Genomic DNA, 25,048 nt, shown 5'->3' with positions numbered 1-25,048 from the left:
CGTCCGGCTCAGGCCGGAGGCCACTCCGTCGGGAGCGGCAGCGCGGCCGGGTTCACGGTCCGCACGATCTCGGTGAGCACGCGGGACACCTGCGACTCCCCCACCCACAGGTGCTTGGCGCCGTCGACCGCGATGAGCTCCGCCTCGGGCACGGACGCGAACCTCCGGCGTGCCTCGTCCGGCTGCAGGAAGTCGTCGTGCTCGGGCACCAGGATCACGAGCCGGCGGGGGTCGCCGTGCCAGGCGGCGACCTCCTCGGCGCTCGCCCGGTGCAGCGGGGGCGAGAGCAGCGCCGCGCCCTCGACGGGGTGCGCGCGTCCGTGCCGCAGCGCGATCTCGGTGCCGAACGACCAGCCGACGATCCACGGCGCCGGGAGCCCGCGCTCGGCGACGAGGTCCATGGCGGCGGCCAGGTCGTGGCGCTCCCCCTCGCCGCCGTCGAAGGCGCCCTCGCTGGTCCCGCGGGCGGACGTCGTGCCCCGCGTGTTGAAGCGCAGCACGGCGAGGTCGGCGAGGGCGGGGAGGCGCAGCGCCGCCTTGCGCAGCACGTGCGAGTCCATGAACCCGCCCGCGGTCGGCAGCGGATGCAGCGTCACGAGGGTGGCCACGGGATCCCGGTCGGCCGGCAGCGCCAGCTCCCCCACGAGGCGCAGGCCGTCGGCGGTGACGAGCTCCACGTCCTCGCGCAGGGCGGGCAGCTCCGTGGAGCTCGTGATGGGGCGGGGGGCGGTGTCCGTCATGAGACCTTCCAGCAGTGGGAGTGCCAGTGCCGGCGGGCGGCGAGGTCGCTCTCCTCGCCCATCATCCCGTCGGCGCGCCACGCGACGACGTGCGCGTGGCCCGGCTCGATGTCGAGCAGGCATCCGGGGCAGCGGTACACCTTGAGCGCGCGGGCGGCGGAGACGGGCTGCACGTTCCAGACGCGTCCGCGCCGGGTCTCCGTGTGCTGCGATCCGCTGAGGAGGCGCGTCAGCACGTCTTCGTCCTCGTCCCCCGGGCGGCGTCTCCCCCGGGGTCGATTGCTGCGCGGCATGATCCGATCCTAGGCCGCGCGCCGCGCCGTCCCGTCAGCCGGCGTCGCCCTGCCGGCCGAGGCGCGCCTCCTCGTGGTCAAGCATCCGCTGGGCGCGCGCGAGGACCCGCGAGGGGTGCCGTCCCGTGCCGCGCGCCTCCAGCAGCGCCTGGCGCTCGGCGTCGAGGACGTGGCGGCGGAGCAGGAGGTAGGTCGCGCGAGGGGTGAGCGGCGCGTCGTCGTCGGCCGCCATCGCCTCGGCGCGCTCGCTCGCCCACTCCGCGCGCAGAGCCGTGTCGCGGCGCACGCGCTCCACCACCTGGGGGTCGACCTCCTGGCCGTGCGGCAGGGTCCGCGCGCCCTCGTCGAGCGCGCGGATGCCCGCGTCGGCGAGCTCCGACACCAGCTCCGCGAGGTCGCGCTCGTCCTCCACCTGGTCGCTCCCCCGGATCCCGCTCAGGCGGATGACCGCGGGGAGCGTCCCGCCGTTCACGAGCAGGGACACGATCGCGACCGTGAAGGCGATCAGCACCAGCTGTGCCCGGTACGGGGTCCCGTTCGGCAGCGACTGCGCCGCCGCCAGCGTCACCACGCCCCGCATGCCGGCCCAGCCGAGCACGAGGCCGCCGCGCCAGCCGAGACCCTGCGAGCGGAGCGCCTCGATGTCCGCCCGGCGGCGTCGGAGGATCCGCGCGGCCCGGCGCTCCCGACGGCTGGGCCGGTCGTCGCCGCGCGCGCGGCGGAGGCGATCGAGCCAGCGCCCGACGCGTCGCGCCCGTTCCGCGGCGCGCTGCTCGTGACGACGCAGGCCCAGCAGCAGCGGCACGAGGAAGGCGAAGCGGATGAGGGTCAGCACCGCGAGGGTGAGGAGCCCGTAGAGGATCGCCGTGTCGACTCCGAGGTCGGCCTCGTGCACCTCGTCGAGGATGTCCCGGAGCTCCAGCCCCATCACGAGGAACACCCCGTTCTCGAGCAGGAACAACGCGGTCCGCCAGTTGAGCCGCTCGTTGATCCGCGACTGCGCCGACAGCGTGGAGGCGCTCCGGTGCCCCGACCAGATGCCCGCGGCGACGACCGCGAGCACCCCGGACGCCCCGATCTCCTCGGCGGGGATGAACGCCACGAACGGCACCGCGAAGGAGATGGCCGTGTCGAGCACGGGGTCGTCGAGGCGACGTCGGATCTCGGTCGTGAGGGCGCCGACGGCGATGCCGATGGCCAGGGCGCCCACCGCGGAGAGGAGGAAGCCGCCGGCGGCCTGCCACAGGTCGACCGAGGCGCCCACGGCGGCGATCGACGTCCGCAGCAGCACCAGGGCGGTCGCGTCGTTGACGAGGCCCTCGCCCTCCAGCACCGTCACGAGGCGCGGCGGCAGTCCGAGACGCCGGGCGATGCTCGTCGCGGCCACGGCGTCCGGCGGGCTCACCACCGCCCCGAGGGCCAGCGCGCCCGCGAACGACAGGTCCGGGAACAGCGCGTAGAGCAGGAGGCCGATGCCCGCGGCCGACACCAGCACGAGGACGACGGAGAGGCTGACGATCGTGCGGAGGTTGCGTCGCAGGTCCACGAGCGGCACCGTCACCGCGGCGCCGTACAGCAGCGGCGGGAGGACGCCCGCGAGGATCAGCTCGGGCGGCACCTCCACGGGAGGAACCCCCGGGAGGAAGGAGACGCCGACACCCACCAGCACGAGCACGAGCGGCGTCGCCACGCGGATCCGTCGGGCAAGGAGGGTGACGGCGACCAGGGTCGCGATCCCGGCGACGCCGAGAGCCGCGTAGTCCATGCTCCGAGGCTAGTCCGACGGGCGGACGACGGACGCCCGTCCGGATCGGGATCCGGACGGGCGTCGGGTCAGTACCAGTTCTTCAGGACGCTGTGCGCCTTGGCGCCGCACGGGGTGCCGTAGCGCGAGTCGATGTAGCCGAGGCCCCAGGTGATCTGCGTTGCGGGGTTGGTCTGCCAGTCGGCGCCGGCGGACGCCATCTTGCTGCCGGGCAGCGCCTGCGGGATGCCGTACGCGCCGCTCGGGTTGTACGCGTTGGTGCGCCAGCCGGACTCCTTGTTCCACAGGTAGTCGAGGCACGCGAACTGGTCGTCGCCCATGCCCTGCGACGCGAGGATGCTGCGGGCGATGCCGCGCGCGCTGCCGGGATCCGGGACGGCCACCGGTCCGCCGGAGGACGGGGACCCGCCGGACGCCTTGGCACCGGTACCCGATCCCGAGCCGGTCGACGGAGCGGGAGCGACGACGGGCGGGGGCGGTGGCGGCGGCGGGGCGACGGACTGGAAGCCCGGCTCGATCTCGACCGTCGTCTCCGCGGACGCCACGGTGAGCGTCTGGGCGTCGGCCCGGGCGAGCTGGGCGACCGTGGCCTGGTACTCCTGGTACTGCGGGTTCGCGACCGCGCCCGACGTGGGATCCACGACGTTGACCAGCATGAACGCGGCGGCCGCGCCGAAGGCGATGGTGGGGGCCGCCACACGGGAGAACGCCGATCGGCGTCGGCGGACGGGCCTCGGAGCGGCGGTGAGCGGCTGGCGAGGGGCGAGGTCGTGCGCGTGTCTACCCATAACTCCGCTCGACTTTACCCATCCGTTACCTCGATGGCGAGTCGAGAGCCGGATCGGGGGCGTCCTGCCAGGCGCGGATGCGGTGGAGGAACCGTGGGTCGCCTCAGCGGACGGCGTTCATCACGTCGACCACCGCGTCGAGGAGCAGGTCCACCTGCGCCTCGCGATAGCCGCCGCGACGCGGGTGGAAGGCCACCGTGCGCACGTCGTCGACGCTCATGGGCTTCGTGCCGCGGAAGTACTTGGCGACGCGGTCCGCGAAGCGGTCGACCTCGCGGCGGTCGTACCCGGTCGTGAGGAGCCCCGCCCGGTCGAAGCGCTCCCCCGCCGGACGGCTGACCCGGTCGAGGATCTCCTGCGCCGCCCGTCGCGCCTCCGCGTTCCAGGCGTCCGCGCCGACGCGGGCCACCGTGCGGTCGCGCTCGCGCACCGCGAAGGCGTCCTCCAGGCGCTCGAGCACGCGGTCGACCGCGGCAGCCGAGTAACCGCCACGGCGCATGTCGAAGGACACGCGGCGGATGGTCTCCGAGGTGAGGGAGCGGTCGGCCTCGTCGTCGTAGCAGCGGCGCGCGTCCTGCAGGAAGGCGTCGACCTGCGCGGGGTCGTAGCCGCGCTCGCGGCGCCCGGCGGTCGGGAAGGTGGTGGTCATCCGGGACATCCTACGAGGGAACGCCCTGGACGATGAGGAACAGCGCGTAGGCCACGGCGGCGGACGGGAGGATCGAGTCGAGCCGGTCGAGGAACCCGCCGTGGCCCGGCAGCCAGGAGCTGATGTCCTTCACGCCGAGGTCCCGCTTCATCAGCGACTCGGCGAGGTCGCCCATCGTCGCGGTCACGACGATGACGAGGCCCATGACCACGCCGAACCACCACGGCTGGTGGATCATGAACTCGGCGACGAGGACGCCGGCCAGGACCGCCGCGACCGCCGCACCCGCGAATCCCTCCCACGTCTTCTTCGGGCTGATCGTCGGGGCCATGGGGTGCTTGCCGAAGTTGAGGCCCGCCGCGTAGGCGCCCGTGTCGCAGCAGACCACGAGGATGAGGAACGCCAGCGTCCACCACTCGCCGCCGTCCTCGGCCGTGAGCAGGACGGCGAACGACCCGAGGAGGCCGACGTAGGCGAGCAGGAAGAGGCTCGAGCCGATGTCGCCCGCGAGCGCCCGGGAGGACGTGCGTCGGGCCGGTACCGCCTGCTCGACGACGCGCCACAGGGCGAGGCCGGCCATGGTGCCGAGCAAGCCGAGCCACTGCCCGTCGGGCCGCCAGAGGTAGGTGAGCGGCAGGTAGGCGACCACCGCCACCACGGACCCGACGCGCGGCACGCGCCGACCGGCCTGACGGAGGGCCGTCGCCAGCTCGTACGCCGTGAACGCGATGAGCGCCATGGCGATCAGGACGAACAGCTCCTTCACCACGACGAGGCTGACGAGCACGACCCCGCCGAGCAGCAGGCCCACGGACACGGCGAACAGCAGGTTGCGTCCGGTGCGCGCGTTGATGCGGTCGTTCGTCGCCTCCAGCGAGGCGCGGGTCGCCCGCACCTGGGCGGTGAGGTCGGCACGCGTCGCCTGCACCTGCGCCTCGAAGTCCGCGCGGGTCACGCGGCCGCGGTGCCGCCGGATCCGCGGAGCGCCGCCGGGCCCCGTCGCGGGCGGGACGACGGGCGCCCGCTCGGCGGGATCGTCGGGGCTGTCCACCTAGACCTCGAGGAGTTCGGTCTCTTTGCGCTTCAGCGCGTCGTCGACCTGGTCGGTGTGCGTCTTGGTGAGGGCCTCGAGCTCCTTCTCACCACGGGACACCTCGTCGTCGCCGACCTCGCCCTTGAGCGCGTCCAGCTCGTCCTTGGAGCGGCGGCGGATGTTGCGGACGCTCACGCGCCCCTCCTCGGCCTTGCCGCGGACGATCTTGACGAACTCCTTGCGGCGGTCCTCCGTGAGCTCAGGGAGCGTGAGGCGGACCATCTCGCCGTCGTTGCCGACGGTGGCGCTGAGGTTGGGGACGTTCACGAGCGCCTTCTCGATCTCCTTGAGCGCCGTCTTGTCGTAGGGCGTGACGATGAGCGTCCGCGCCTCCGGGTTGTTCATGCTGGCGAGCTGGCCGAGCGGCGTGGGGCTGCCGTAGTACTCGACGAGGACCTTCTGGAAGAGGGCGGGGTTGGCGCGGCCCGTGCGGACGGATCCGAAGTCCTCCTTCACCGACTCGACGGCCTTGCCCATCCGGTCTCGGGCATCTGCGAGGACTTCGGCGACGGTCACGGGATCTCCTTCGGTAGCGCGGACGCGGCAGGCGCCCGATCGATCTTAACGCGGATGGGGAGGCCATCCCGCCCGGCGCGGCCGCGGGGCCGGCGGGCGGACGACCTCGTCAGTTGGAGACGATGGTGCCGATGCGCTCGCCCCGGATGGCGCGCGTGACGTTGCCGCCGGGCTCCATGCCGAAGACCACCATCTTCATGTCGTTGTCCATGCAGAGGGAGAACGCGGTCGAGTCGACGACCTTGAGCCCCTGCTGGAGCGCGTCCTGGTAGGTGAGCGTGTCGAGGAGCGTGGCGGACGGATCCGTGCGCGGGTCCCCCGTGTAGACGCCGTCGACGCCGTTCTTGGCGACGAGCACCTCGACGGCCTGGATCTCCAGCGCGCGCTGGGCGGCGACCGTGTCGGTGGAGAAGTACGGCAGACCCGCTCCGGCGCCGAAGATGACGATGCGGCCCTTCTCGAGGTGGCGCTCCGCGCGACGCGGGATGTAGGGCTCGGCGACCTGGGTCATCGAGATGGCGGACTGCACGCGCGTCGCCGCACCGGCCTGCTCGAGGAAGTCCTGGAGGGCGAGGGCGTTCATCACGGTTCCGAGCATGCCCATGTAGTCGGCACGGCCTCGGTCCATGCCCCGCTGCGAGAGCTGCGCGCCGCGGAAGAAGTTGCCGCCGCCGACGACGATGGCGACCTCGACGGTCTCGGCCGCCTCCGCGATCTCGCGCGCCAGGGCGCTCACGACGTCCGGGTCGACGCCCATCTGGCCGCCGCCGAAGGACTCCCCCGAGAGCTTGAGGAGGACGCGGCGCCTGGTGGTCTGATCGGTCATGGTGCTGTTCCCGTCCCTCGGTCGGAGCCGCATCAGGCCCCGGTCCAATCTACTGTGGCGCCAGGGTGGGGACGACGGCGGATCACGCCGCCGTCCGGGCCCGGGCATGGCGAAGGGAGCCCGGGTCGCGATGACCCGGGCTCCCCGTGGTGGTGCTACGCGCCGACCTTGAAGCGGGCGAAGCCCGTGATCGTGAGGCCCGCGGCCTCGACGACCTTCTTGACCGACTGCTTGTTGTCCTTCGCGTAGTCCTGCTCGAGGAGCGCGACCTGCTTGAAGAAGCCGGTGAGGCGACCCTCGATGATCTTCGGCAGGGCGGCCTCGGGCTTGCCCTCGTTGCGGGAGATCTCGGTGACGATCGCGCGCTCGGCCTCGACCTTGTCCGCCGGGACGTCCTCGCGGGCGAGGTACTCCGGGTCAGCGAACGCGATGTGCTGCGCGATGCTGCGGGCCGTCTCGGCGTCGGTGCCCGAGTAGTCGACGACGACGCCGACCTGGGGCGGGAGGTCCTTCGACGTGCGGTGGAGGTAGACCTCCTGGTGCTCGCCGGCGAGGCGGACAACGCGGCGGAGCGCGATCTTCTCGCCGAGGATGGCGGCCTGGTCGCTGATGAGCTGGTCGACGGTCTGCTCGCCGGCGGGGGCCTGCAGGGCCTCCTCGACGGTGGACGCGCCGGCCGCGACGACCGCGGCGAGGACGGACTCGGACAGCGCGATGAACTTGTCGTTCTTCGCGACGAAGTCGGTCTCGCACGCGAGCTCGATGAGGGTGGCGGCGCCGCCCTCCTCGGATGCGGCGACGAGGCCCTCGGCGGTGGAGCGGTCGCCGCGCTTCGCGTTGCCCTTCTGGCCCTTGAGGCGCAGGATCTCGATGGCCTTCTCGATGTCGCCGTCGGCCTCGACCAGCGCGTTCTTGCTGTCCATCATGCCGGCGCCGAGGCGGTCGCGCAGCTCCTTGACGTCAGCGGCAGTGAAGTTCGCCATGCTCATGGACTCCTTCTGTAGGTGATGATCCGGGGGTGTCCCGGTGGTGAGTGCCCGACGGGCGGGCGCGGTTCCCCGCGCCCGCCCGTCGGGATGGTGCGTGTGGCGGACTACTCGGAGACAGGGACCGTCATGGAGGGCGCTGCCTCGGCCTCGGTCGCCTCGGCCTCGATTTTCGCCTCGGTGGCGTCGTCGGACTCGGGGGCGTGCACGGGGGCGGGGACCTCGTCCTCGGACTTCGCCTCGTTCTTGGCGGAGACCTCGGCGTCGACGTCGTTCTCCTCGACGGGCAGCTCGGCCTTGGCGGCGTCGCCCTGCTCGAGCAGCTCGCGCTCCCAGTCGGCCAGCGGCTCGGCGGGCGCGGAGCCCTCGGCGTCGGGCTTCTGGTGGCGCTGGATGAGGCCCTCGGCGGCGGCGTCGGCGATGATGCGCGTCAGCAGCGCGACGGAGCGGATCGCGTCGTCGTTGCCCGGGATCGGGTACTGGACCTCGTCCGGGTCGCAGTTGGTGTCGAGGATGCCGATGACGGGGATGCCGAGCTTGCGCGCCTCGTCGATCGCGAGGTGCTCCTTCTTGGTGTCCACGACCCACATCGCCGACGGCGTCTTGGTCAGGTTGCGGATTCCGCCGAGGCTCTTCTCCAGCTTGTCGCGCTCGCGACGCTGGATGAGGAGCTCCTTCTTGGTGAAGCCGCGCGTCGTGTCGTCGAAGTCGACGAGGTCGAGCTCCTTGAGGCGGTTGAGGCGCTTGTGCACGGTCTGGAAGTTGGTCAGCAGACCACCCAGCCAGCGCTGGTTGACGTAGGGCTGGCCGACGCGCTGCGCCTGCTCGGCGATGGACTCCTGCGCCTGCTTCTTGGTGCCGACGAAGAGGATGGTGCCGCCGTGGGCGACGGTCTCCTTGACGAAGTCGTAGGCCTTGTCGATGAGGGCCAGCGACTGCTGGAGGTCGATGATGTAGATGCCGGAGCGCTCGGTGAAGATGAAGCGCTTCATCTTCGGGTTCCAGCGCGTCTTCGGGTGACCGAAGTGGACGCCGCAGTCGAGCAGCTGGCGGATGGTGACGACGGCCATGGCCGTACTCCTGTTCCGGCGCGCGCTCGCGCGGCGCGCCTCGTCGGTTCGCTCGGCGGTCGGGACGACCGCTGATCCTGGTGCCCGGCGCGCATCCGCTCCTCGAGCGACAGGGATCATCGCCGGGAGGAGACCGAGTGGATGCGGAGGCCTGATGGGCACGCGTAGTCACCCGACCTGGATCGGGTGCTGGTCGATGGTACCACCCGCGGAGCGGTCCGCCGGGTCAGCGGCGCGCGGCGTCCTTGCGCTTCTTGGGCTTGTCGACGAAGAGCGTCTCGGCCTCCTCGAGCGACATGCCGTTGGTCTCCGGGATCTTCATGAGCACGAAGACGAACGAGAGGGCGGCGAACGCCGCGTACATGCCGTAGGTGAAGGGCAGCGAGAACGCGGAGAGCGCCGGGAACGAGACGGTGATGACGAAGTTGGCGATCCACTGGGCCATCGCGGCGACGCCGAGCGCCTTCGCGCGGATGCGGTTCGGGAAGATCTCGCCGAGCAGCACCCAGACGAGCGGGCCCCACGAGGCGCCGAAGCCGATGACGAAGACGTTGGCCGCGATGATCGCGATGACGCCGAAGGGCTGCGGCAGGGCGACCTCGCCGTCGACGGTCGCGGACTGGCTGAAGCAGACGGCCATGACGGCGAGGGACACGGCCATCGCGAGCGAGCCGGTCAGCAGGATCGGGCGGCGGCCGATGCGGTCGACCAGCGCGATGGCGATGAAGGTGACGGCGACGTTGGTGACGGCCGTGATGACCGAGGTGGTGAGCGACTGGGACTCGTCGAAGCCGACGGCCTGCCAGAGCGTCGTGGAGTAGTAGAAGATCACGTTGATGCCGACGAACTGCTGGAACACGGACAGGATGATGCCGATCCAGACGATGCCCTGCAGGCCGAACTTCCGTCCGCGGAGCGTGCCGGTGCGCTTGGCGACGCGGTCCTCCTCGATCTGGCGCTCGAGGTCGCGGCTGGCGCGGTCGATGTCCTCCTGCTTCCAGACGCTCGCGAGGATCGCCTGGGCCTCGTCCTTGCGGCCCTTCTCCACGAGGAAGCGGGGCGACTCGGGGAGGCGGAAGGCGAGGAAGCCGTAGACGATGGCGGGGATGGCGCAGACGAGGAGCATCCAGCGCCAGGCCTCCAGGCCGAGCCAGAAGCCCTCCGACGCGCCTCCCGCGGCCCCGGCGAAGACGGCGTCGGAGAGCAGGGCGGTGAAGATGCCGAGCGTGATCGCGAGCTGCTGGAGCGACGCGAGCCGGCCGCGGAGGAGCTTCGGAGAGATCTCCGCGATGTACGCGGGGGCGACGACCGACGCGATGCCGATGCCCAGTCCGCCGATGACGCGCCAGATGGTGAGGTCCCAGACGCTGAACGCGAGACCGGAGCCGAACGCGCTGATGAAGAAGAAGAACGCGCCCGCGATCATGGTCCAGCGCCGTCCGAAGCGGTCCGCGATGCGACCCGCGAGGTAGGCGCCGAGCGCGCAGCCGAGCAGGGCGCTCGCGACGGCGAGTCCGATGAGCGTCTCGCTCAGCGCGAACCGGCCCTGGATCGCGGAGACCGCGCCGTTGATGACCGAGGAGTCGAACCCGAAGAGGAAGCCCCCCACCGCGGCGGAGACCGCCAACCCGATCGCGCGTCGCTGGAGCTTCTTCTCATCCCGGGGGGTCGTCGTCTCGTTCACAACGGACCACTCTGCCACTTCTCCGCGGTGCGGGTCGCCCGGCGACGCCCGTGCTAGCGGGCCCGCATCCTGGACCGCGTGACGTCGGCGCGCGCGGCGTCGACGAGCGGGAGGCGGGAGCGGATGCGGGCACAGGCGGGACGGGCGAGGGCGCGAGGGGCGGACCGGGCGGGACGGGTGGGATCGGCAGGGGCGGAAGCGTCGGGGCATCGGGTGGCGCTGGCAGAGGGTGCCGGCGGCGCGTGGCGGGGACGGAGGGGGACGGTCCGGGCGGCCCGCGTCGTGGTCGCCGCCCTCACCACCGCATGCGCCCTCGCCGTGGGGCCCACCTGCCCGAGCGAGACGGCGGTGGCGCTCGGGGCCGTCCCGCGATCGCACGCGATGCGCGCGATCGGCGCGGAGCGGTGGACGACGCCGACCGCAGGCGCGGCCTCAAGTGCGGCCGTAGCCGTTGGTGCGGCCTCATGCGCGGCCGTAGCCGTTGGTGCGGCCTCATGCGCGGCCGTAGCCGTAGCCGCGGATGACGGCAGCGCGGGTCGCGGGTCCGGTGCCGACGGCGCCGACGGCGCATCCGCGTCGTCCGCGTCGTCCGCGTCGTCCGCGTCGTCCGTGGCGCCCCGGTGGCGGTGGCCGGTGCGCCCTCCGCACACGGTCACGCGCCCCTTCTCGCCGCCGGCCACCGCGTACGGCCCCGGTCATCGCGGCGTCGACATCGCCGCGGATCCGGGCGCCGAGGTCCTGGCGCCCGCCGACGGCACGGTGTCGTTCGCGGGCGTCGTCGTCGATCGACCCGTCGTCAGCATCCGTCACGCGGACGGGCTCGTGTCCTCGGTGGAGCCCGTCGTCCCGACCGTCTCCGCCGGGGAGCGCGTGTCGGTCGGGCAGGTCATCGGGACCGTGGCCGCCGCGCCCCGGCACGAGCCCGACGGCGGCGTGCACCTCGGGGCCCGGCTCCACGGCGAGTACGTGGATCCGGCTCTGCTCCTCGCGTCGCTCCGCCACGCGGTGCTGCTGCCGCTGGACCCCTGAAGCGTCCGGCCCGTGCATCGGCGCGCACGGACCAGGCGACCGCGACGGCCCGGTGGCCCGCGGCGACGGACGCCGCCGGACGGGCGCGTCGCGCGCGAGCGCTCCCCGCTCCGGCATCCGACGCGGGCACGCGTGCATCCACGCGCTGCCGCAGACGCGCCCGCCGCGTCTCAGGCGCGCGGGTGCGCACCCGCGTAGCTGCGGCGCAGCCGGTCGACGGAGACATGCGTGTAGATCTGCGTGGTCCCGAGGCTGGCGTGCCCGAGCATCTCCTGCACGGTGCGCAGGTCCGCCCCGCCGTCCAGGAGGTGGGTGGCCGCCGTGTGGCGGAGCGCGTGCGGCCCCTGCGGCCCCGAGCCGGGGATGCCCTCGAGCAGCGACGCGACGAGCCCGTAGACGGCGCGCGGACCGAGACGCCCTCCGCGGGCGCCGAGCATGAGGGCGTCGCCGCTCCGCGGGGTGACGAGATGCGGTCGGCCGCGCGTGACGTAGGCGTCCAGCGCCTCGGCAGCGGGGACGCCGAACGGCACGACGCGCTCGCGGTCGCCCTTCCCGACGACGCGAGCGGTCAAGCGCGACGGATCGATGTCGCCGAGGTCGAGGCCGATGAGCTCGGACACGCGGAGCGCCGAGGCGTACAGCAGCTCGACGACGGCCAGGTCACGCAGGGCAGCCGGCTCGTCCTCCGCGGCGCGCGCGGCGAGTCCGTCGAGGAGGGCGGACATCTGCTCGCGGGCGAGGACGCGCGGGAGATGCGTCCCGGCGCGGGGGGCCTTCAGCCGCGCCGCGGGATCGGCGTCGATCCGCCCCTCCCGCAGGAGCCATGCGCAGAATCCCCGGACGGCCGCGGAGCGTCGTGCGAGGGTGGCGGGGGCGAGCCGCGCCTGGGATCCGCGCCACATCCAGTCCCTCAGCAGCTCGAGATCGAGATCGGCGGCGGCCTTGACGCCCTGGCTGGCCGCATGCGCGGCCAGGTCCTGGAGGTCAGACGCGTAGGACCGCACGGTGTTCGCCGAGCTGCCCCGCTCCAGCCGGAGCGCGACGCCGAAGCCGTCGATGTCCCGCTCGAGGGGCGTGCGACCGGTCCGAGACGTCTCCATGCCCGAAGGCTATGGTCTCCTCCCCCGCACGCCGACGCTCCGCGCCGGACGAGGGGCGCCGCCCGTCCGCATCCGGCGCGGTCCCGGTTCATCGCGAGGACGGACGACGGACCCAACCCCCGTCCGGACGCGCGACGTGGCCCTCGAGCTCGAGCCGTCCGAGGACGGACGACGTCTCCGCGATGCCCAGACCCGCCTGGGAGGCGACCTCGGAGGTCTCCCGCGCTCGCCGGGTGCTCAACGCGTCGAGGACGCGTGTCACCCGCGGGTCGGCCACGGCGTCCGCGCTCGACGTCCGAGCGCGTCCCGCCTCGTCCGGAGACGGCCCGGACGGACGCGGGGCCGGCGCGTGCGACGGGGACGTCCGGGGCCCGGCAGCGGCTCCCGCAGGATGCCGCGCGATGTCATCGGGTCTCGATGCCCGGACGACGCCCGCGTCCTCCCACGCGCCTCCCCTGTCGGCCGGGACGAGCTCCATCGCATCCTCCGCCGAGGTGATGCACACGGCTCCGGACTCGCGGATCAGCCGGTGGCAGCCGGACGAGGAGACGCTCGTGACGGGTCCGGGCACGGCTCCCAGCGGTCGCTCCAGCGCCAGCGCGTGGTTGGCCGTGTTGAGCGATCCGCTGCGGGCCCCCGCCTCCACGACCACCGTCGCGGCGCTGACGGCGGCGATCAGCCGATTGCGCAACAGGAACCTCCAGCGAGTGGGCGAGGCGCCGCAGGGCAGCTCGGACACGAGCGCCCCGTCCCGGCGCATCCGGCCGAAGAGCTCCGTGTGCCCAGCCGGGTACAGGCGATCGACGCCCCCCGCGAGGAAGGCGACGGTCCTGCCTCCGGATGCGACGGCCGCTCGGTGAGCGACGCCGTCGATGCCGTAGGCCCCGCCCGACACGATCTCCATGCCGCGGTCGACGAGCCCGCTGGCGAGCTCGGCGGTGACGTGCTCGCCGTACCCCGTGGCGGCACGGGCGCCGACGACCGCGACGGATCTCGGGAGGGCGGCCAGAGCCCGCTCCTCGCCGGTCCACCAGAGGACGAGCGGGGCATGCGGCCCGAGGTCGTCCGCGCCGTCGGGCCACGCCGGGTCCCCGGGCACGAGCACCCGAGCGCCGACAGCGCGGGCCGCGTGCAGCCTGGCCATCGCCTCGGTGCGCACGACACGCGGCCTCCACCGCTCGAGCGCGGCGCGCACCTCGTCGACGAGCGCATCGCGGCCGTCGGCCTCGAGGACGAGTCCGGCGTCGACCATGCGACCCACGACCCCGTCCGCGGACCGCACGTCGACCACGGCAGCGAGGGCGCCCGCCGCCCCGAGGACCCCGACGACCGCACCGGCGACGCGGTCACCCGGCTCCGCGATCCCGGACCAGGTGCAGCGCGCCACGATCTCGGGCGCATCGTCTCCGTCGCCGACGCCGTCGGTGGGGGCGGTCGGCCGGAGGGCCGCCACGAGCTCCCGCGCCTCCGCCGCGGACATCCCGAGCCGCGCGACCGTCCGAGCCCGTGCATCGCCGGGTGCGGGCGCGCGCTCGAGGCCCGCGAGGGGTTCGGTGCGCTCGCCGTCCGGCGCGGCGCCCACGTCCACGCCGCCGTCGGTCACGATGCGCCCCGCAGGAGGAGGGCGCGCCCGAGGTGGTCGGCATCGGGGCGCGGGGCGCCGTCGAGGTCGGCCAGCGTCCACCCGATGCGGAGCACGCGGTCGTAGCCGCGCATGGTGATGAGCCCGCGGTCGAGGGCGCGGTCGAGCGAGGCGGTGGCCCCGCGGCCGAGGCCCGCCTCCCGCCGGAGCCAGGGCCCGGACGCATGGGCGTTGAGCCGCCACGGCGTCCCGGACCAGCGCTCGGCGGCGGCAGCGCGGGCGACGGCGACGCGGGCACGGCCGGACTCCGTGGTCGTGCGGGGAGCCCCGTCGGCGGCTCGGTGGACGGCGCTCGTGACCCGGCGCACGGTGAGCCGGATGTCCATGCGGTCCATCAGCGGTCCCGACAGGCGGGCGAGGTACCGGCGGCGGGCCTGCGGCGGGCACGTGCAGTCGGCGCCGGGCACGCCGAACGACCCGCACGGGCACGGGTTCGCGGCCATGACCAGCTGGAAGCGGCCGGGGAAGTGGGCGACGCCGTTGGCCCGGTGGATGCTCACGACCCCCGACTCCAGCGGCTGCCGCAGGCAGTCCAGCACCGCCCCCGAGAACTCCGGCGCCTCGTCGAGGAACAGCACTCCCCCGCTGGCCCGGACGGCGGCTCCGGGTCGGATGCGGCCGCTGCCGCCGCCGACCAGGCCGGCGGCGCTCGCCGTGTGGTGCGGTGCCTCCAGCGGCGGACGCACGGGCAGCTCCGGGCCGAGCTGGTCGCCGCACAGGGAGCGGACGCAGCCGACCTCGAGCGCCGCCTCCTCGTCGAGGTCGGGCAGGAGACCGGGCAGCCGCTGGGCGAGCATCGTCTTGCCCGCGCCAGGTGGCCCGAGCAGGAACATGTGGTGGCCACCGGCCGCCGCGACGACGAGCGCGTCCACGGCCTCCTCGTTGCCCACCACGTCCCCGAGGCACGGCCTCGGATCGGCCGTCCCCGGCTGGACGGCGGCCGATGCCGGCGGGCCGTGGACGACATCGCCGGCGTCCGGCTCCGGTTCCAGCTCCGCGCCATGGTGGATGGCCGCCTCGCGCAGGCCGGACACGGCGACCACCCGCATGTCCGGCACGAGCGAGGCCTCGTCGGCGTGGCACCGCGGCACCATGACCCGCCGGCATCCCGCCCGACGGGCCGCGAGCACCGCGGGGAGCACGCCGTGCGTGGGACGCAGCCGCCCGTCGAGCCCCAGCTCGCCCAGGTGCACCGTGCCGGCGACGGACTCGGCCGACACGGATCCACCGGCGGCCAGGACCGCCAGGGCGATGGCGAGGTCGAAGCCCGAGCCGTGCTTGGGCAGGACGGCCGGCGAGAGGTTGACGGTGACGCGTCGGACCGGGAACTCGCATCCGGCGTTCCCCGTGGCCGCCCGGACGCGCTCCCGCGCCTGGCTGAGCGCGGCGTCCGGCAGCCCGATGAGGACGAAGCCGGGCAGCTGGCTCGTGATGTCCGCCTCGACGTCGACGAGCGACCCGTCGAGGCCGGAGAGGGCGACGGCCAGCGTGCGTCCGACGGCCATCAGCAGGCGCTCCGCACGACATCGACGGTCGGCTCCGCGCCGGGAGGCCACACCACCCCCACCACGTCGATGCGGACCGGGCCGCGATGATCGGGATGCTCCTGGCACCACAGCCCGGCGAGCACGCGGAGCCTCGCGGCCTTGACGCGCGTCACGGCCTCCAGAGGATGCCCGTATCCGAGGCCCGCGCGGGTCTTCACCTCCACGAGCACCGTGGTGCCCGCGTGGCGCATGACGAGGTCGATCTCCCCCTCGCGGCACCGCCAGTTGCGCTCGACGAGGGTGTACCCCCGTTCGATCAGATGCCGTGCGGCGAGCTCCTCGCCGCGTCGTCCCAGGTCCTGCGTGCGTGTCATGGGCACCTCCGCGAAGAGGATGCGCGATGCGCGCGGAGACGGACGTGGTCCGGGACGGGATGGTGCCGGATGGGCGGAGCCCCCGCCTGGGGAGGGAGCGACGCGCCCTACTCGTCGATGGCGAGCTCCTTGGGGAGCTCGAACTCCTTCGCCGACAGCTCCTCGACGTTGACGTCCTTGAAGGTGAGCACGCGGACGGACTTCACGAACCGGTCGGAGCGGTACACGTCCCACACCCACACGTCGGTCATGGTGAGCTCGAAGTAGAAGTCGTGCTCCGTGTCGCGTCGCACGAGATCGACCTCGTTGGCGAGGTAGAAGCGCCGCTCGGTCTCGACCACGTACGTGAACTGGGACACGATGTCCCGGTACTCCCGGTAGAGCGCGAGCTCCACCTCGCGGTCGTAGTCCTCGAACTCGTCGTCATCCATGGTCCGTCGATCCTAACCGCCCCCGCGGCCACCGTCGTCCGGCCGGGGCCGACGCCGGGCCCGCGCCGCATGACACGCGACCCGTGCGCCGCATCCGCTCCTGAGGGGACGGGGCTCAGACGCCCGGGGCCGCCAGCACGCCCGTGAGCCAGGTGCGCCGGTGGATCGGCGACGCCCCGCTCGCCCGGATCGCGTCCAGGTGCGCCGGGCTGCCGTAGCCCTTGTTGCCGGCCCAGCCGTACTCGGGCGACTCATCGTGCCATGCGGCCATCAGGCGATCGCGGTGGACCTTCGCGAGCACGGACGCCGCCGAGACGGAGGCGCAGTCGCGGTCCGCCTTGACGCGCAGCCGCACCGGCACCGGATGCGCGAGGGCGGGCGTCAGCCAGTCGTGCGACCCGTCGAGGAGGACGACGCTGTCGAGGAGGGGCACGCCGAGGTGGTGCAGCTCGACGAGCGCGCGGCGCCCGGCGAGGCCCAGGCACGCCGTGATGCCGAGCGAATCGACCTCCTCCGCCGATGCCATGCCGACGGCGGAGTGCCGCACCCAGGCGGAGACGAGGGGGTGCAGGGCCTCGCGGCGCTTCTCGCTGAGCATCTTCGAGTCGCGCAGGCCCACCGGGAACGCGCCGGCGTCGTAGCCGACGGCCGCCATGCCCACCGCGACGGGGCCGGCCAGGGCCCCGCGCCCGACCTCGTCGCAGCCGATCACGAGCGCCGATCCCGCGCGGAGCAGCTCGCGCTCGAGGTCGAGGCTCGGATCCGCGACCGGCATCAGCCGGCGGGGACCGCGTCCGGCACGTCGCCGAACGTCTCGGGGTGGTCGCCCAGGATCGTCCAGCGGTCGATGGGCCACGTGATCACGAACGCGCGGCCGACGACGTGGTCGATGGGCACGAACCCCCTCGTCGGCCCCTCCTGGTTGTAGCGGGAGTCCGAGGAGTTGCCGCGGTTGTCCCCCATGACCCAGAGCGAGTCCGCCGGGACGGTGACGTCGAAGTCCACGTCGGATGCCCGTGTGACGCCCGGGACGAGCTTGATGTAGGGCTCGTCCAGCGGGACGTCGTTCACGCTCATCTGACCGAGGGAGTTGCAGCAGAAGACGTGGTCTCCCGGCAGGCCGATGAGGCGCTTGATGAGGTGGTCGTTGCTGTCGGACGCGGACAGCCCCACCGTCGTGAGTGCCCAGTCGACCGCGGCGGCGATCGGCGGCTTGTCGACCTGGGGTGAGGGCGTGAGCCACCCGCCCGGATCACGGAACACGACGACGTCGCCCCGTTGCAGCGGCATGAGGCGCGGGGTGAGCTGGTTGACGACGATGCGGTCGTTGATCTGCAGCGTGTCCTCCATCGATGCGGAGGGGATGTAGAACGACCGGATCAGGAACGCCTTGATCAGGACCGATACGAGGAGGGCCACCACGAAGATGACGAGGACGTCCCGGAGGAACGTCTTCCATCCTCGGGACCCGCTGCCGCTGTGCCTGCCCGAGGACCTGGTGTCCGCGGGCGTCGTGCTATCTGTCATTTAACCGCCTGAGCTCCCGGCAAGTGTAGATGCCGGGAGCTCGGTCGGAGGACAGGTGGGGATGCGCTAGGAGCGCTTCTCCTTGATCTTCGCCTTCTTGCCGCGCAGGTCGCGCAGGAAGTAGAGCTTGGCGCGACGCACGTCGCCGCGCGTCACGACCTCGATGTGGTCGATGACCGGGGAGTGCACCGGGAAGGTGCGCTCGACGCCGACCTGGAAGCTGACCTTGCGGACGCAGAACGTCTCGCGGACGCCCTCGCCCTGACGGCCGATGACGATGCCCTGGAACACCTGGATGCGCGAGCGGCTGCCCTCGACGATGTTGACGTGGACCTTGACGGTGTCGCCGGCGCGGAAGTCGGGGATGTCCGACCGCAGCGACGCCTGGTCGACGGAATCGAGGATGTGCATGGTGTACCGCTCTCTGCAACCGCCACGGGTCGACTGCGCATCAATGTCTGGAAGGGGAACGGCCCGCACGAGTGGCCGACTCCCCCGTGGCAGGGTCGGCGGCAGGCACGATCGCTCATTCTGCCACCTCGGGCGCGTCGAAAGCAAAGCGCCGGGCCGACGGGGGCGCGGATCAGTCGAGGCGGATGGTGCGGCCCGCGTCCGGCCCCTCGGCGGCCTTCCACTCCGGCGGACGCGGCTGGGCGTCGCGCTCGATCGTGGAGAGGACGTCCTGCATGCGCTGCCGGGTCTCCACGAGCAGCTGGCGGACGGCCAGGACGAGGAGCGCGACGACCGAGAGCACCGCCAGGACGGCGCACCAGGTGCTCACGACGGAGTAGGTGCCCGTGCCGATGACCGCGACCGTGGTCACGCCCAGCGCGACCGCGTCGAGGGCCGACAGGGCCCGCGACTCGCGCACCGACCGGCGGGCGCGCACCAGCCCGAGGCCCGCGACGAGCGCGACGCCGAGGGCCCCGGCCGCGATGATCACGAGGAGCAGCTCCCAGCCGCCGGAGCCGAAGGCGGCCCAGCCCACCAGGAGCCACGCCGGGAGCACGACGACGGCGAGGGGCTGCCAACGGTGCAGCGCGCGACGGAGGGCGAGGGCCGGGGACTGCTGCATGACCCCATGGTAGGAGCGGAACCTGGGCGGTGCGGAGGCTCCGCGGAGCCCCTCGCGTAGGATCGATCGGGTGATCGAACTGCGAACGCCCGCCGAGATGGACCAGATGCGACCCGCCGGGGAGTTCGTGGCGAAGGTGCTCACGACCCTCGCCGCCCAGGCGGACGTGGGGGTCAACCTGCTCGACCTCGATCGCGCGGCGCACCGCATGATCCGCGAACGCGGCGCCGAGTCCTGCTACATCGACTACCACCCGTCCTTCGGCGCGAGCCCCTTCGGGAAGGTGCTCTGCACCTCCGTGAACGACGGCGTGCTGCACGGCCTCCCCCACGACTACCGGCTGCAGGACGGCGACCTCCTGAGCCTCGACTTCGCCGCGTCGGTGGACGGCTGGGTCAGCGACTCGGCGGTCAGCATCATCGTCGGCACCCCGCGACCGGAGGACGTGCGTCTCATCGAGGTCACGACGGCCGCGCTCGACGCGGGCATACGCGCCGCGCAGCCCGGGGGCCGCACCGGCGACATCTCCGCGGCCATCGGCGCCGTCGCGACCGAGGCGGGCTACTCCGTCAACACCGACTTCGGCGGCCACGGCGTCGGCCGCACCATGCACGGCGACCCGCACATCGCGAACCAGGGCCGTCCGAACCGCGGCGTGCCGCTGCGCCCCGGCCTCGTCATCGCCATCGAGCCGTGGTTCCTGCAGAGCACCGACAAGATCCGCACGGACGAGGACGGGTGGACGCTCCGGAGCGTCGACGGCTCCCGTGGCGCGCACATGGAGCACACGGTCGCCATCACGGAGGACGGCCCGCTCATCCTCACCGCGCGCTCCTAGCGGGCGACGCGGCCGTCAGTCGGGCAGCAGGTCCGGACGGACCCGGCGCGTGCGCTCGAGCTGCTGCTCGCGCCGCCACGAGGCGATGGCGCCGTGGTTGCCGCTGCGCAGGACCTCGGGCACGGCGAGGCCGCGCCACTCGGGCGGCTTCGTGTAGCTGGGGTGCTCGAGCAGACCGTCGGAGTGGCTCTCCTCGACGAGGCTCGCGGGGTTGCCGACGACGCCCGGCACCAGTCGCCCGATGGCCTCGATCATCGCCATCACCGCGACCTCGCCGCCGTTCAGCACGTAGTCGCCGAGGCTCACGAGCCGCACGCGGGCGCGGGTCGCGGTGTGGTCCACCACGCGCTGGTCGATGCCCTCGTACCGGCCGCAGCCGAAGGCGAGGTGCGGCTCGGCGGAGAGCTCCTGCGCCATCGCCTGCGTGAAGACGTCGCCCGCGGGCGACGGGAAGATGACGACGGGATCCGTGTCGTCGGCGAGGACCTCGTCGATCGCCTCGCCCCACGGCTCGGGGCGCATGACCATGCCGGCGCCGCCGCCGTACGGGGTGTCGTCGACGGTGCGGTGCCGGTCGTGCGTGAAGGAGCGGAGGTCGTGCAGGCGCAGGTCGATGAGGCCGGACTGCCGAGCACGGCCGAGGAGGGAGATGTCGAGCACCCCGAAGAACTCCGGGAAGATCGAGACGATGTCGATCCGCATGTCAGCGGGCGTCGTCGGCCTCGGACGCGGGATCCGCGCCGGGTTCGGATCCGCCCTGCCCGGCCGCGGGAGCGTCGCTCGCGGAGGCATTGGACGCGGGCGCGTCGGACGCAGGCTCCGGAGCCTCGGCGACGTCCTCGAAGAGCCCGAGCGGCGGCGTGACCACCAGGGTGCCGGCCTCGACGTCGACCGAGGGCACGATGGCCTGGACGAAGGGGACGAGGACCGTGCCGGAGGGCGTGTCGACGTGCAGCAGGTCCTGCGCCGGGAAGTGGTCGACGAGCGAGACGGTGCCGACCTCGACGCCGTCGCGGAGGACCTTCAGCCCCACCAGCTGGTGGTCGTACCAGGCGTCGGGCTCGGCGGGCTCGTCGGCGGGGGGCGTCATCCAGAGGATGGCCTTCGCGAGCGACTCGGCGGCCGTGCGGTCGGCGACGCCCTCGAAGAAGCCGACGGGGTGGCTGTTGTACCAGCGCAGCTCGGTGAGCGTGAGGGTGCGGCCGTGCCAGGGCGAGGACTCCGGGACCTGCAGGCTGAACTCGGCGCCGGGGACGAAGCGCTTGGCGGGATCGTCGGTGAACAGCTCGAGCTTCACGGCGCCCTTGAGCCCGTGCGCCTTGGTGAGCCGACCCACGCGGAACGCCGCGGGGTCCCGGCCCTCGACCTCAGGAATCGGTGTCCACCACATCGACGCGGACGCGCTGGCCGTCGGCGAGAGCCGACACCAGGGTCCGGAGGGCCTTCGCGGTGCGACCCGCGCGGCCGATGACCCGGCCGAGGTCCTCGGGGTGCACGCGCACCTCGAGGACCTCGCCGCGGGGGGATCCCTTGCTCGTCACGGAGACGTCGTCCGGGTGCTCGACGATGCCCTTGACCAGATGAGCGAGCGCGGGAGCGAGCATGGGCTAGGCCTGCTCCTCGGTCGCCTCGGCAGGGGCCTCGACGGCCTCCGGCGCGGGGGCGGCCTTCTCGGTCTTGGGCTTGAGGACCGGCTTCTTCTTCTCGTCGGCGACGTAGGCGGGCTTCGCCTCGCGGGTGCGGACGGTGGAGACCGCGTCCTTGTCGCCCTTGAAGCGACCCCAGTCGCCCGTGAGCTTGAGGAGGGCCTCGACCTGCTCGGTGGGCTGGGCGCCCACGGAGAGCCAGTACTGCGCCCGCTCCGACTGGACCTCGATGAACGAGGGCTCCTCGGTGGGGTGGTACTTGCCGATCTCCTCGATGACGCGGCCGTCGCGCTTGGTGCGCGAGTCGGCGACGACGATGCGGTAGTACGGCGCGCGGATCTTGCCCAGGCGCTTCAGACGGATCTTGACAGCCACAATTCTCCTGAATTTCTTTGTGTGGGGTGAACTGACGGCCGTGAGCGTGGGGGCACACTCGGCATAGGTTCGATGGGGTCTCGCGGCGCCTGATTAGAGGGTCGGACGATCGCGGACTCGACAGATCATTATGGCAGACGCCGGCCGTCGCCAATACCCCGTCCCCGGCGCGCCGCACGGCGCCACCGCCCGGCTGCCCCGGAGGGTGCGTGGCATGATCGGACGACACCCGGCGCATGCGCCCCGAGACCCCGTGGACGGCAGGACCCGCATGCAGATCGACTTCGCCCGGCAGCCGCCCTCCCGCGTCGGGATCGAGTGGGAGCTCGCGTGCGTCGACCGCGGCTCCGGGGAGCTCGCGGGGGCCGCGCCCGAGATCCTCCGCTCGTTCCCGCATGACGACGCGCATCCGCACGTGACCGGGGAGTTCCTCACCAACACGGTCGAGGTCGTGAGCGCGCCGCACGCCCGGGTCGGCGACGCGGTGGACGACCTCGCCCGCCTCATCGAGCGCGTGGTGGACGTCGCCGACCCGCTCGGCATCGACCTGATGTGCGCCGGCACCCATCCCTTCAGCGCCTGGCCGGACCAGGACGTGACGCCCGACAACGAGCGGTACGCCACCCTCCTCGACCGCACCAGGTGGTGGGGTCGGCAGATGATGATCTGGGGCGTGCACGTGCACGTCGGCATCGACGACGCGTCCAAGGCGCTCCCCATCCTCAACGCGCTGCTCGTGCACCTCCCCCGGTTCCAGGCGCTCAGCGCGTCGAGCCCCTACTGGTCGGGGCAGGAGACGGGGTACGCGTCCAACCGCGCGCTCATGTTCCAGCAGCTGCCGACCGCGGGGCTGCCGCCGGACCTGACGACCTGGGCCGATTACGAGCGGCTCGTGGGCGACATGACGCACGTGGGCGTCATCGACCACCACAGCGAGCTGCGGTGGGACATCCGGCCGGCGCCGAAGTGGGGCACCCTCGAGACGCGCGTGTTCGACGGCGTGTCCACGCTGCGGGAGATCGCGTCGCTGGCCGCCCTCGTGCAGTGCCTCGTGCACGACATGTCCGCCGCGCTCGACCGCGGCGAGGAGCTGCCGCGGATGCAGCCGTGGTTCGTGCGCGAGAACAAGTGGCGCGCGGCGCGGTACGGGATGGACGCCATCGTGATCCAGGACGCGGCGGGCGACGAGGCCCTCGTCGGCGACGACACGCGGGCCCTCGTGGAGCGCCTCTCCCCCGTGGCCGAGGAGCTCGGCTGCGCGGCCGAGCTCGGCGGGATCCTCGACATCGTCGACGGCGGCGCGAGCTACCAGCGGCAGCTGCGCGTCGCGGAGGAGAACGACGGGGCGCTCGCCCCGGTGGTGACGCACCTCGTGGAGGAGCTGCGCTCAGGACTCGGTCGGTGACCCGGGGCAGACTGTCGAGGTGAGCCCCGCCGTCGACATCGTCATCCTCGTCGTCGCGGTCGTGGCCGCCCTCGCCGGCTGGCGTCGCGGGGCCATCGTCACCGTCGCCGGGTTGGCCGGGATCGTGCTGGGCGTGCTGCTGGCGCTCGCAATCACGCCCGCGTTCCTCGCGCTGCTCGACCGGTTCGGCGTGGCCACGGGGATCATGCGGACCGTCGCCGCGGCGCTGCTGATGCTCGTGACGACCTCGCTCGTGAGCGGGATCCTCGCCCAGGTCGCCAGCGTCCTCACGCGCCTGCTGCGTCCCCGCGGCGCGGCGCAGGGCCTCGACCGCGGGGTCGGCGCGGTCGCCGGCCTCGCCGCGTGGGCGGTGTCGGTGTGGTTCATCGGCGGCTTCCTCGGATCCAGCGGCGTGATCCCGGCCGTGCAGCTCGCGTCCTCCTCGCGCATCCTCGCGACCCTCGACCGCGTCAGCCCGATCTCCAGCGGCTCCGCGCTCTCCGCGCTCGACGACGCGCTGCACGACGTGGGCTACCCGCGCGTCTTCGCGAACGGCCAGGAGTCGATCGCCGACACGGCGGCGCCCGACGCCGACGTGCCCGACGCGGTGCGGCGGTCCGCTGGCAGCGTCGTGAAGATCCTCTCCTCGGCGCCCGCGTGCGGCACGTCGTCGTCCGGCAGCGGCTGGGTCGTGCAGGACGGGCGCGTGGTCACCAACGCGCACGTCGTGACCGGGTCCGACGAGGTCTACGTGCAGCCGGGCGGCACGGGAGAGCTGCTGCGGGCCCGGCTGGTCGTGTTCGACCCGGCCCGCGACGTCGCCGTCCTCGCGGTGCCGGGGCTCACCGCCGCACCCCTCGCGCTCGGCGACGAGCTCGGCCCGTCCGACGAGGCCGTGGTCGCGGGGTATCCCGGCGGCGGGCCGTACCAGGCCACCGGTGCGCGCGTCCGCGAAGTGGTGCAGGCGCTCGGCACGGACATCCAGCACGAGCAGCCGGTGACGCGCGAGATCTACTCCGTGCGCGGCACCGTCCGCCCGGGCGACTCGGGCGGCGCCCTGTTCGACGTGCAGGGCCGTGTCGTCGGCCTGGTGTTCGCGACCTCGACCGTCGACTCCCAGACGGGCTACGCGATGACGCTCGACGAGATCGCGCCCGTGCTGCAGCAGGCCGGCGCCACGGCGCCCGTCGACTCGGGCCGCTGCTCCGTCTGATCCGGCTGCGCGGCCCGACCGCGACGCCTCACGCCGCGACCACCGACAGCACGTTGCCGGCCGGATCGTGGAACCACGCGATGTCGGGGCCGTGCCCGCGCATGATGCCGCGGGCGTCCGTCGGCATCCCCTCGTCGATCGCGGTGACGATGCCGCGGTCGTTCAGCTCGACCACCGCCGCCTCCACGTCCTCCACCGCGAGGTTCAGGACGGTGAACGCGGCGGGGACGTGGTCCGGCTTGGGATAGACGAGGACGTGCGCGCCGGATCCGGGGAGCACGAGCCGGAGCATGCCCATCTCGGGCACCTCCTCGACCTCGAGGCCGAGCGTGCCGCGGTAGAAGGCGAGCGCGGCGGGGACGTCGTCCACGCTGAAGCCGCTGAAGGCGGCGACGGGTGCGAACACGTGGGGCTCCTGACGCGCGGGCCGCGACGGACGGCCGCGACGCTGACCCCACCGTGGCACGCCGCGCCCCGCGCGTCGAGGGCGTGCGAC

The 25,048-nt window shown here is 73.2% G+C and carries 29 protein-coding genes; 4 read left to right on the top strand and 25 right to left on the bottom strand.

The features are described from left to right. Positions 1 to 8: 8 nt before the first annotated feature. From ACU4ZT_RS07200 to ACU4ZT_RS07150, 11 genes are all read right to left on the bottom strand, one after another. Positions 9 to 740, bottom strand: coding sequence for an alpha/beta hydrolase (locus tag ACU4ZT_RS07200; protein ID WP_445338532.1), 732 nt, complete (start codon positions 738 to 740; stop codon positions 9 to 11). Further along, complete coding sequence (locus tag ACU4ZT_RS07195) at positions 737 to 1,033, bottom strand: hypothetical protein (RefSeq protein WP_063072682.1); 297 nt, start codon at positions 1,031 to 1,033, stop codon at positions 737 to 739. Before ACU4ZT_RS07195 ends, ACU4ZT_RS07200 begins: the two co-directional genes overlap by 4 nt. Before the next feature lie 34 nt (positions 1,034 to 1,067). Continuing rightward, positions 1,068 to 2,798: a cation:proton antiporter gene (locus ACU4ZT_RS07190; RefSeq protein ID WP_414748038.1), complete on the bottom strand. Its 1,731-nt coding sequence runs from the start codon at positions 2,796 to 2,798 to the stop codon at positions 1,068 to 1,070. Between the two features lie 68 nt (positions 2,799 to 2,866). Further along, positions 2,867 to 3,496: a lytic transglycosylase domain-containing protein gene (locus tag ACU4ZT_RS07185; RefSeq protein WP_254654591.1), complete on the bottom strand. Its 630-nt coding sequence runs from the start codon at positions 3,494 to 3,496 to the stop codon at positions 2,867 to 2,869. A 193-nt stretch (positions 3,497 to 3,689) separates the two neighbouring features. Further along, on the bottom strand, positions 3,690 to 4,235 hold the full coding sequence (locus ACU4ZT_RS07180) for a DivIVA domain-containing protein (RefSeq protein ID WP_063072679.1): 546 nt from the start codon (positions 4,233 to 4,235) through the stop codon (positions 3,690 to 3,692). 10 nt (positions 4,236 to 4,245) lie between these two features. Continuing rightward, positions 4,246 to 5,286 (bottom strand): phosphatidate cytidylyltransferase, encoded by a 1,041-nt coding sequence (locus tag ACU4ZT_RS07175; protein ID WP_270980381.1) that lies wholly within the window; start codon positions 5,284 to 5,286, stop codon positions 4,246 to 4,248. Further along, a complete protein-coding gene (frr, locus tag ACU4ZT_RS07170; protein WP_063072678.1) occupies positions 5,287 to 5,805 on the bottom strand; it encodes a ribosome recycling factor in 519 nt (172 codons plus the stop codon). 148 nt (positions 5,806 to 5,953) lie between these two features. Then, positions 5,954 to 6,670, bottom strand: coding sequence for a UMP kinase (gene pyrH / locus ACU4ZT_RS07165; protein ID WP_063072677.1), 717 nt, complete (start codon positions 6,668 to 6,670; stop codon positions 5,954 to 5,956). A 155-nt stretch (positions 6,671 to 6,825) separates the two neighbouring features. Continuing rightward, the gene (gene tsf / locus ACU4ZT_RS07160) at positions 6,826 to 7,653 is read right to left on the bottom strand and encodes a translation elongation factor Ts (protein WP_063072780.1); all 828 of its coding nucleotides are present in this window, start codon (positions 7,651 to 7,653) and stop codon (positions 6,826 to 6,828) included. 110 nt (positions 7,654 to 7,763) lie between these two features. After that, complete coding sequence (rpsB, locus tag ACU4ZT_RS07155; RefSeq protein ID WP_445338529.1) at positions 7,764 to 8,726, bottom strand: 30S ribosomal protein S2; 963 nt, start codon at positions 8,724 to 8,726, stop codon at positions 7,764 to 7,766. A gap of 226 nt (positions 8,727 to 8,952) precedes the next feature. After that, positions 8,953 to 10,410 carry a sugar porter family MFS transporter gene (locus tag ACU4ZT_RS07150; protein ID WP_063072675.1) on the bottom strand — a complete coding sequence of 486 codons (1,458 nt, stop codon included), beginning with the start codon at positions 10,408 to 10,410 and terminating at the stop codon, positions 8,953 to 8,955. A gap of 633 nt (positions 10,411 to 11,043) precedes the next feature. Between ACU4ZT_RS07150 and ACU4ZT_RS07145 the strand changes: the two genes are divergently transcribed. Then, positions 11,044 to 11,439 carry a murein hydrolase activator EnvC family protein gene (locus ACU4ZT_RS07145; protein WP_270980386.1) on the top strand — a complete coding sequence of 132 codons (396 nt, stop codon included), beginning with the start codon at positions 11,044 to 11,046 and terminating at the stop codon, positions 11,437 to 11,439. Positions 11,440 to 11,609: 170 nt separating this feature from the next. Here ACU4ZT_RS07145 and ACU4ZT_RS07140 read toward each other — a convergent pair whose 3' ends face one another. The 9 genes from ACU4ZT_RS07140 to ACU4ZT_RS07100 all read right to left on the bottom strand — a co-directional run bounded on the left by ACU4ZT_RS07140 (position 11,610) and on the right by ACU4ZT_RS07100 (position 19,075). Then, the gene (locus ACU4ZT_RS07140) at positions 11,610 to 12,539 is read right to left on the bottom strand and encodes a tyrosine recombinase XerC (RefSeq protein ID WP_445338527.1); all 930 of its coding nucleotides are present in this window, start codon (positions 12,537 to 12,539) and stop codon (positions 11,610 to 11,612) included. Positions 12,540 to 12,627: 88 nt separating this feature from the next. Continuing rightward, positions 12,628 to 14,019 (bottom strand): DNA-processing protein DprA, encoded by a 1,392-nt coding sequence (gene dprA / locus ACU4ZT_RS07135; RefSeq protein ID WP_445338632.1) that lies wholly within the window; start codon positions 14,017 to 14,019, stop codon positions 12,628 to 12,630. A 119-nt stretch (positions 14,020 to 14,138) separates the two neighbouring features. Continuing rightward, entirely contained in the window at positions 14,139 to 15,686 is a 1,548-nt protein-coding gene (locus ACU4ZT_RS07130) for a YifB family Mg chelatase-like AAA ATPase (RefSeq protein ID WP_445338525.1), read from the bottom strand. Next, positions 15,686 to 16,042 (bottom strand): YraN family protein, encoded by a 357-nt coding sequence (locus ACU4ZT_RS07125; RefSeq protein ID WP_445338523.1) that lies wholly within the window; start codon positions 16,040 to 16,042, stop codon positions 15,686 to 15,688. Before ACU4ZT_RS07125 ends, ACU4ZT_RS07130 begins: the two co-directional genes overlap by 1 nt. A 107-nt stretch (positions 16,043 to 16,149) precedes the next feature. Further along, on the bottom strand, positions 16,150 to 16,473 hold the full coding sequence (locus ACU4ZT_RS07120) for a DUF2469 domain-containing protein (protein ID WP_063072670.1): 324 nt from the start codon (positions 16,471 to 16,473) through the stop codon (positions 16,150 to 16,152). A gap of 115 nt (positions 16,474 to 16,588) precedes the next feature. Continuing rightward, the gene (locus tag ACU4ZT_RS07115) at positions 16,589 to 17,248 is read right to left on the bottom strand and encodes a ribonuclease HII (protein WP_445338522.1); all 660 of its coding nucleotides are present in this window, start codon (positions 17,246 to 17,248) and stop codon (positions 16,589 to 16,591) included. Beyond that, positions 17,248 to 18,000, bottom strand: a complete 753-nt coding sequence (lepB, locus tag ACU4ZT_RS07110; RefSeq protein WP_063072668.1) for a signal peptidase I — start codon at positions 17,998 to 18,000, stop codon at positions 17,248 to 17,250. The genes ACU4ZT_RS07115 and lepB overlap by 1 nt, the downstream gene beginning before the upstream one ends. A 66-nt stretch (positions 18,001 to 18,066) precedes the next feature. After that, complete coding sequence (gene rplS, locus ACU4ZT_RS07105) at positions 18,067 to 18,411, bottom strand: 50S ribosomal protein L19 (RefSeq protein WP_063072667.1); 345 nt, start codon at positions 18,409 to 18,411, stop codon at positions 18,067 to 18,069. 172 nt (positions 18,412 to 18,583) lie between these two features. Then, positions 18,584 to 19,075: a hypothetical protein gene (locus tag ACU4ZT_RS07100; RefSeq protein ID WP_414748040.1), complete on the bottom strand. Its 492-nt coding sequence runs from the start codon at positions 19,073 to 19,075 to the stop codon at positions 18,584 to 18,586. Between the two features lie 70 nt (positions 19,076 to 19,145). Between ACU4ZT_RS07100 and map the strand changes: the two genes are divergently transcribed. Beyond that, positions 19,146 to 19,913 carry a type I methionyl aminopeptidase gene (map, locus tag ACU4ZT_RS07095; RefSeq protein WP_270980390.1) on the top strand — a complete coding sequence of 256 codons (768 nt, stop codon included), beginning with the start codon at positions 19,146 to 19,148 and terminating at the stop codon, positions 19,911 to 19,913. A gap of 15 nt (positions 19,914 to 19,928) precedes the next feature. On the opposite strand, the gene trmD is transcribed toward map, so the two are convergent. The 4 genes from trmD to rpsP are packed head-to-tail and all read right to left on the bottom strand — an operon-like array spanning position 19,929 to position 21,934. After that, the gene (gene trmD / locus ACU4ZT_RS07090) at positions 19,929 to 20,615 is read right to left on the bottom strand and encodes a tRNA (guanosine(37)-N1)-methyltransferase TrmD (RefSeq protein WP_063072664.1); all 687 of its coding nucleotides are present in this window, start codon (positions 20,613 to 20,615) and stop codon (positions 19,929 to 19,931) included. Between the two features lies 1 nt (position 20,616). Then, positions 20,617 to 21,303, bottom strand: coding sequence for a ribosome maturation factor RimM (rimM, locus tag ACU4ZT_RS07085; RefSeq protein ID WP_107490213.1), 687 nt, complete (start codon positions 21,301 to 21,303; stop codon positions 20,617 to 20,619). Then, on the bottom strand, positions 21,281 to 21,517 hold the full coding sequence (locus ACU4ZT_RS07080; RefSeq protein ID WP_012038054.1) for an RNA-binding protein: 237 nt from the start codon (positions 21,515 to 21,517) through the stop codon (positions 21,281 to 21,283). The genes rimM and ACU4ZT_RS07080 overlap by 23 nt, the downstream gene beginning before the upstream one ends. A 3-nt stretch (positions 21,518 to 21,520) precedes the next feature. Then, positions 21,521 to 21,934 carry a 30S ribosomal protein S16 gene (gene rpsP / locus ACU4ZT_RS07075; protein WP_063072662.1) on the bottom strand — a complete coding sequence of 138 codons (414 nt, stop codon included), beginning with the start codon at positions 21,932 to 21,934 and terminating at the stop codon, positions 21,521 to 21,523. A gap of 271 nt (positions 21,935 to 22,205) precedes the next feature. Between rpsP and ACU4ZT_RS07070 the strand changes: the two genes are divergently transcribed. Continuing rightward, the gene (locus ACU4ZT_RS07070; RefSeq protein WP_063072661.1) at positions 22,206 to 23,339 is read left to right on the top strand and encodes a glutamate--cysteine ligase; all 1,134 of its coding nucleotides are present in this window, start codon (positions 22,206 to 22,208) and stop codon (positions 23,337 to 23,339) included. 19 nt (positions 23,340 to 23,358) lie between these two features. Further along, complete coding sequence (locus ACU4ZT_RS07065) at positions 23,359 to 24,552, top strand: MarP family serine protease (protein ID WP_063072660.1); 1,194 nt, start codon at positions 23,359 to 23,361, stop codon at positions 24,550 to 24,552. A 28-nt stretch (positions 24,553 to 24,580) separates the two neighbouring features. On the opposite strand, the gene ACU4ZT_RS07060 is transcribed toward ACU4ZT_RS07065, so the two are convergent. After that, positions 24,581 to 24,958, bottom strand: coding sequence for a VOC family protein (locus ACU4ZT_RS07060; protein ID WP_063072659.1), 378 nt, complete (start codon positions 24,956 to 24,958; stop codon positions 24,581 to 24,583). Positions 24,959 to 25,048: the final 90 nt, after the last annotated feature.

The sequence above is a fragment of the Clavibacter davisi genome (assembly GCF_052751415.1).
The sequence above is the reverse complement of the archived record's forward strand: the minus strand, read 5'-3'. Positions and strand labels throughout refer to the sequence as shown.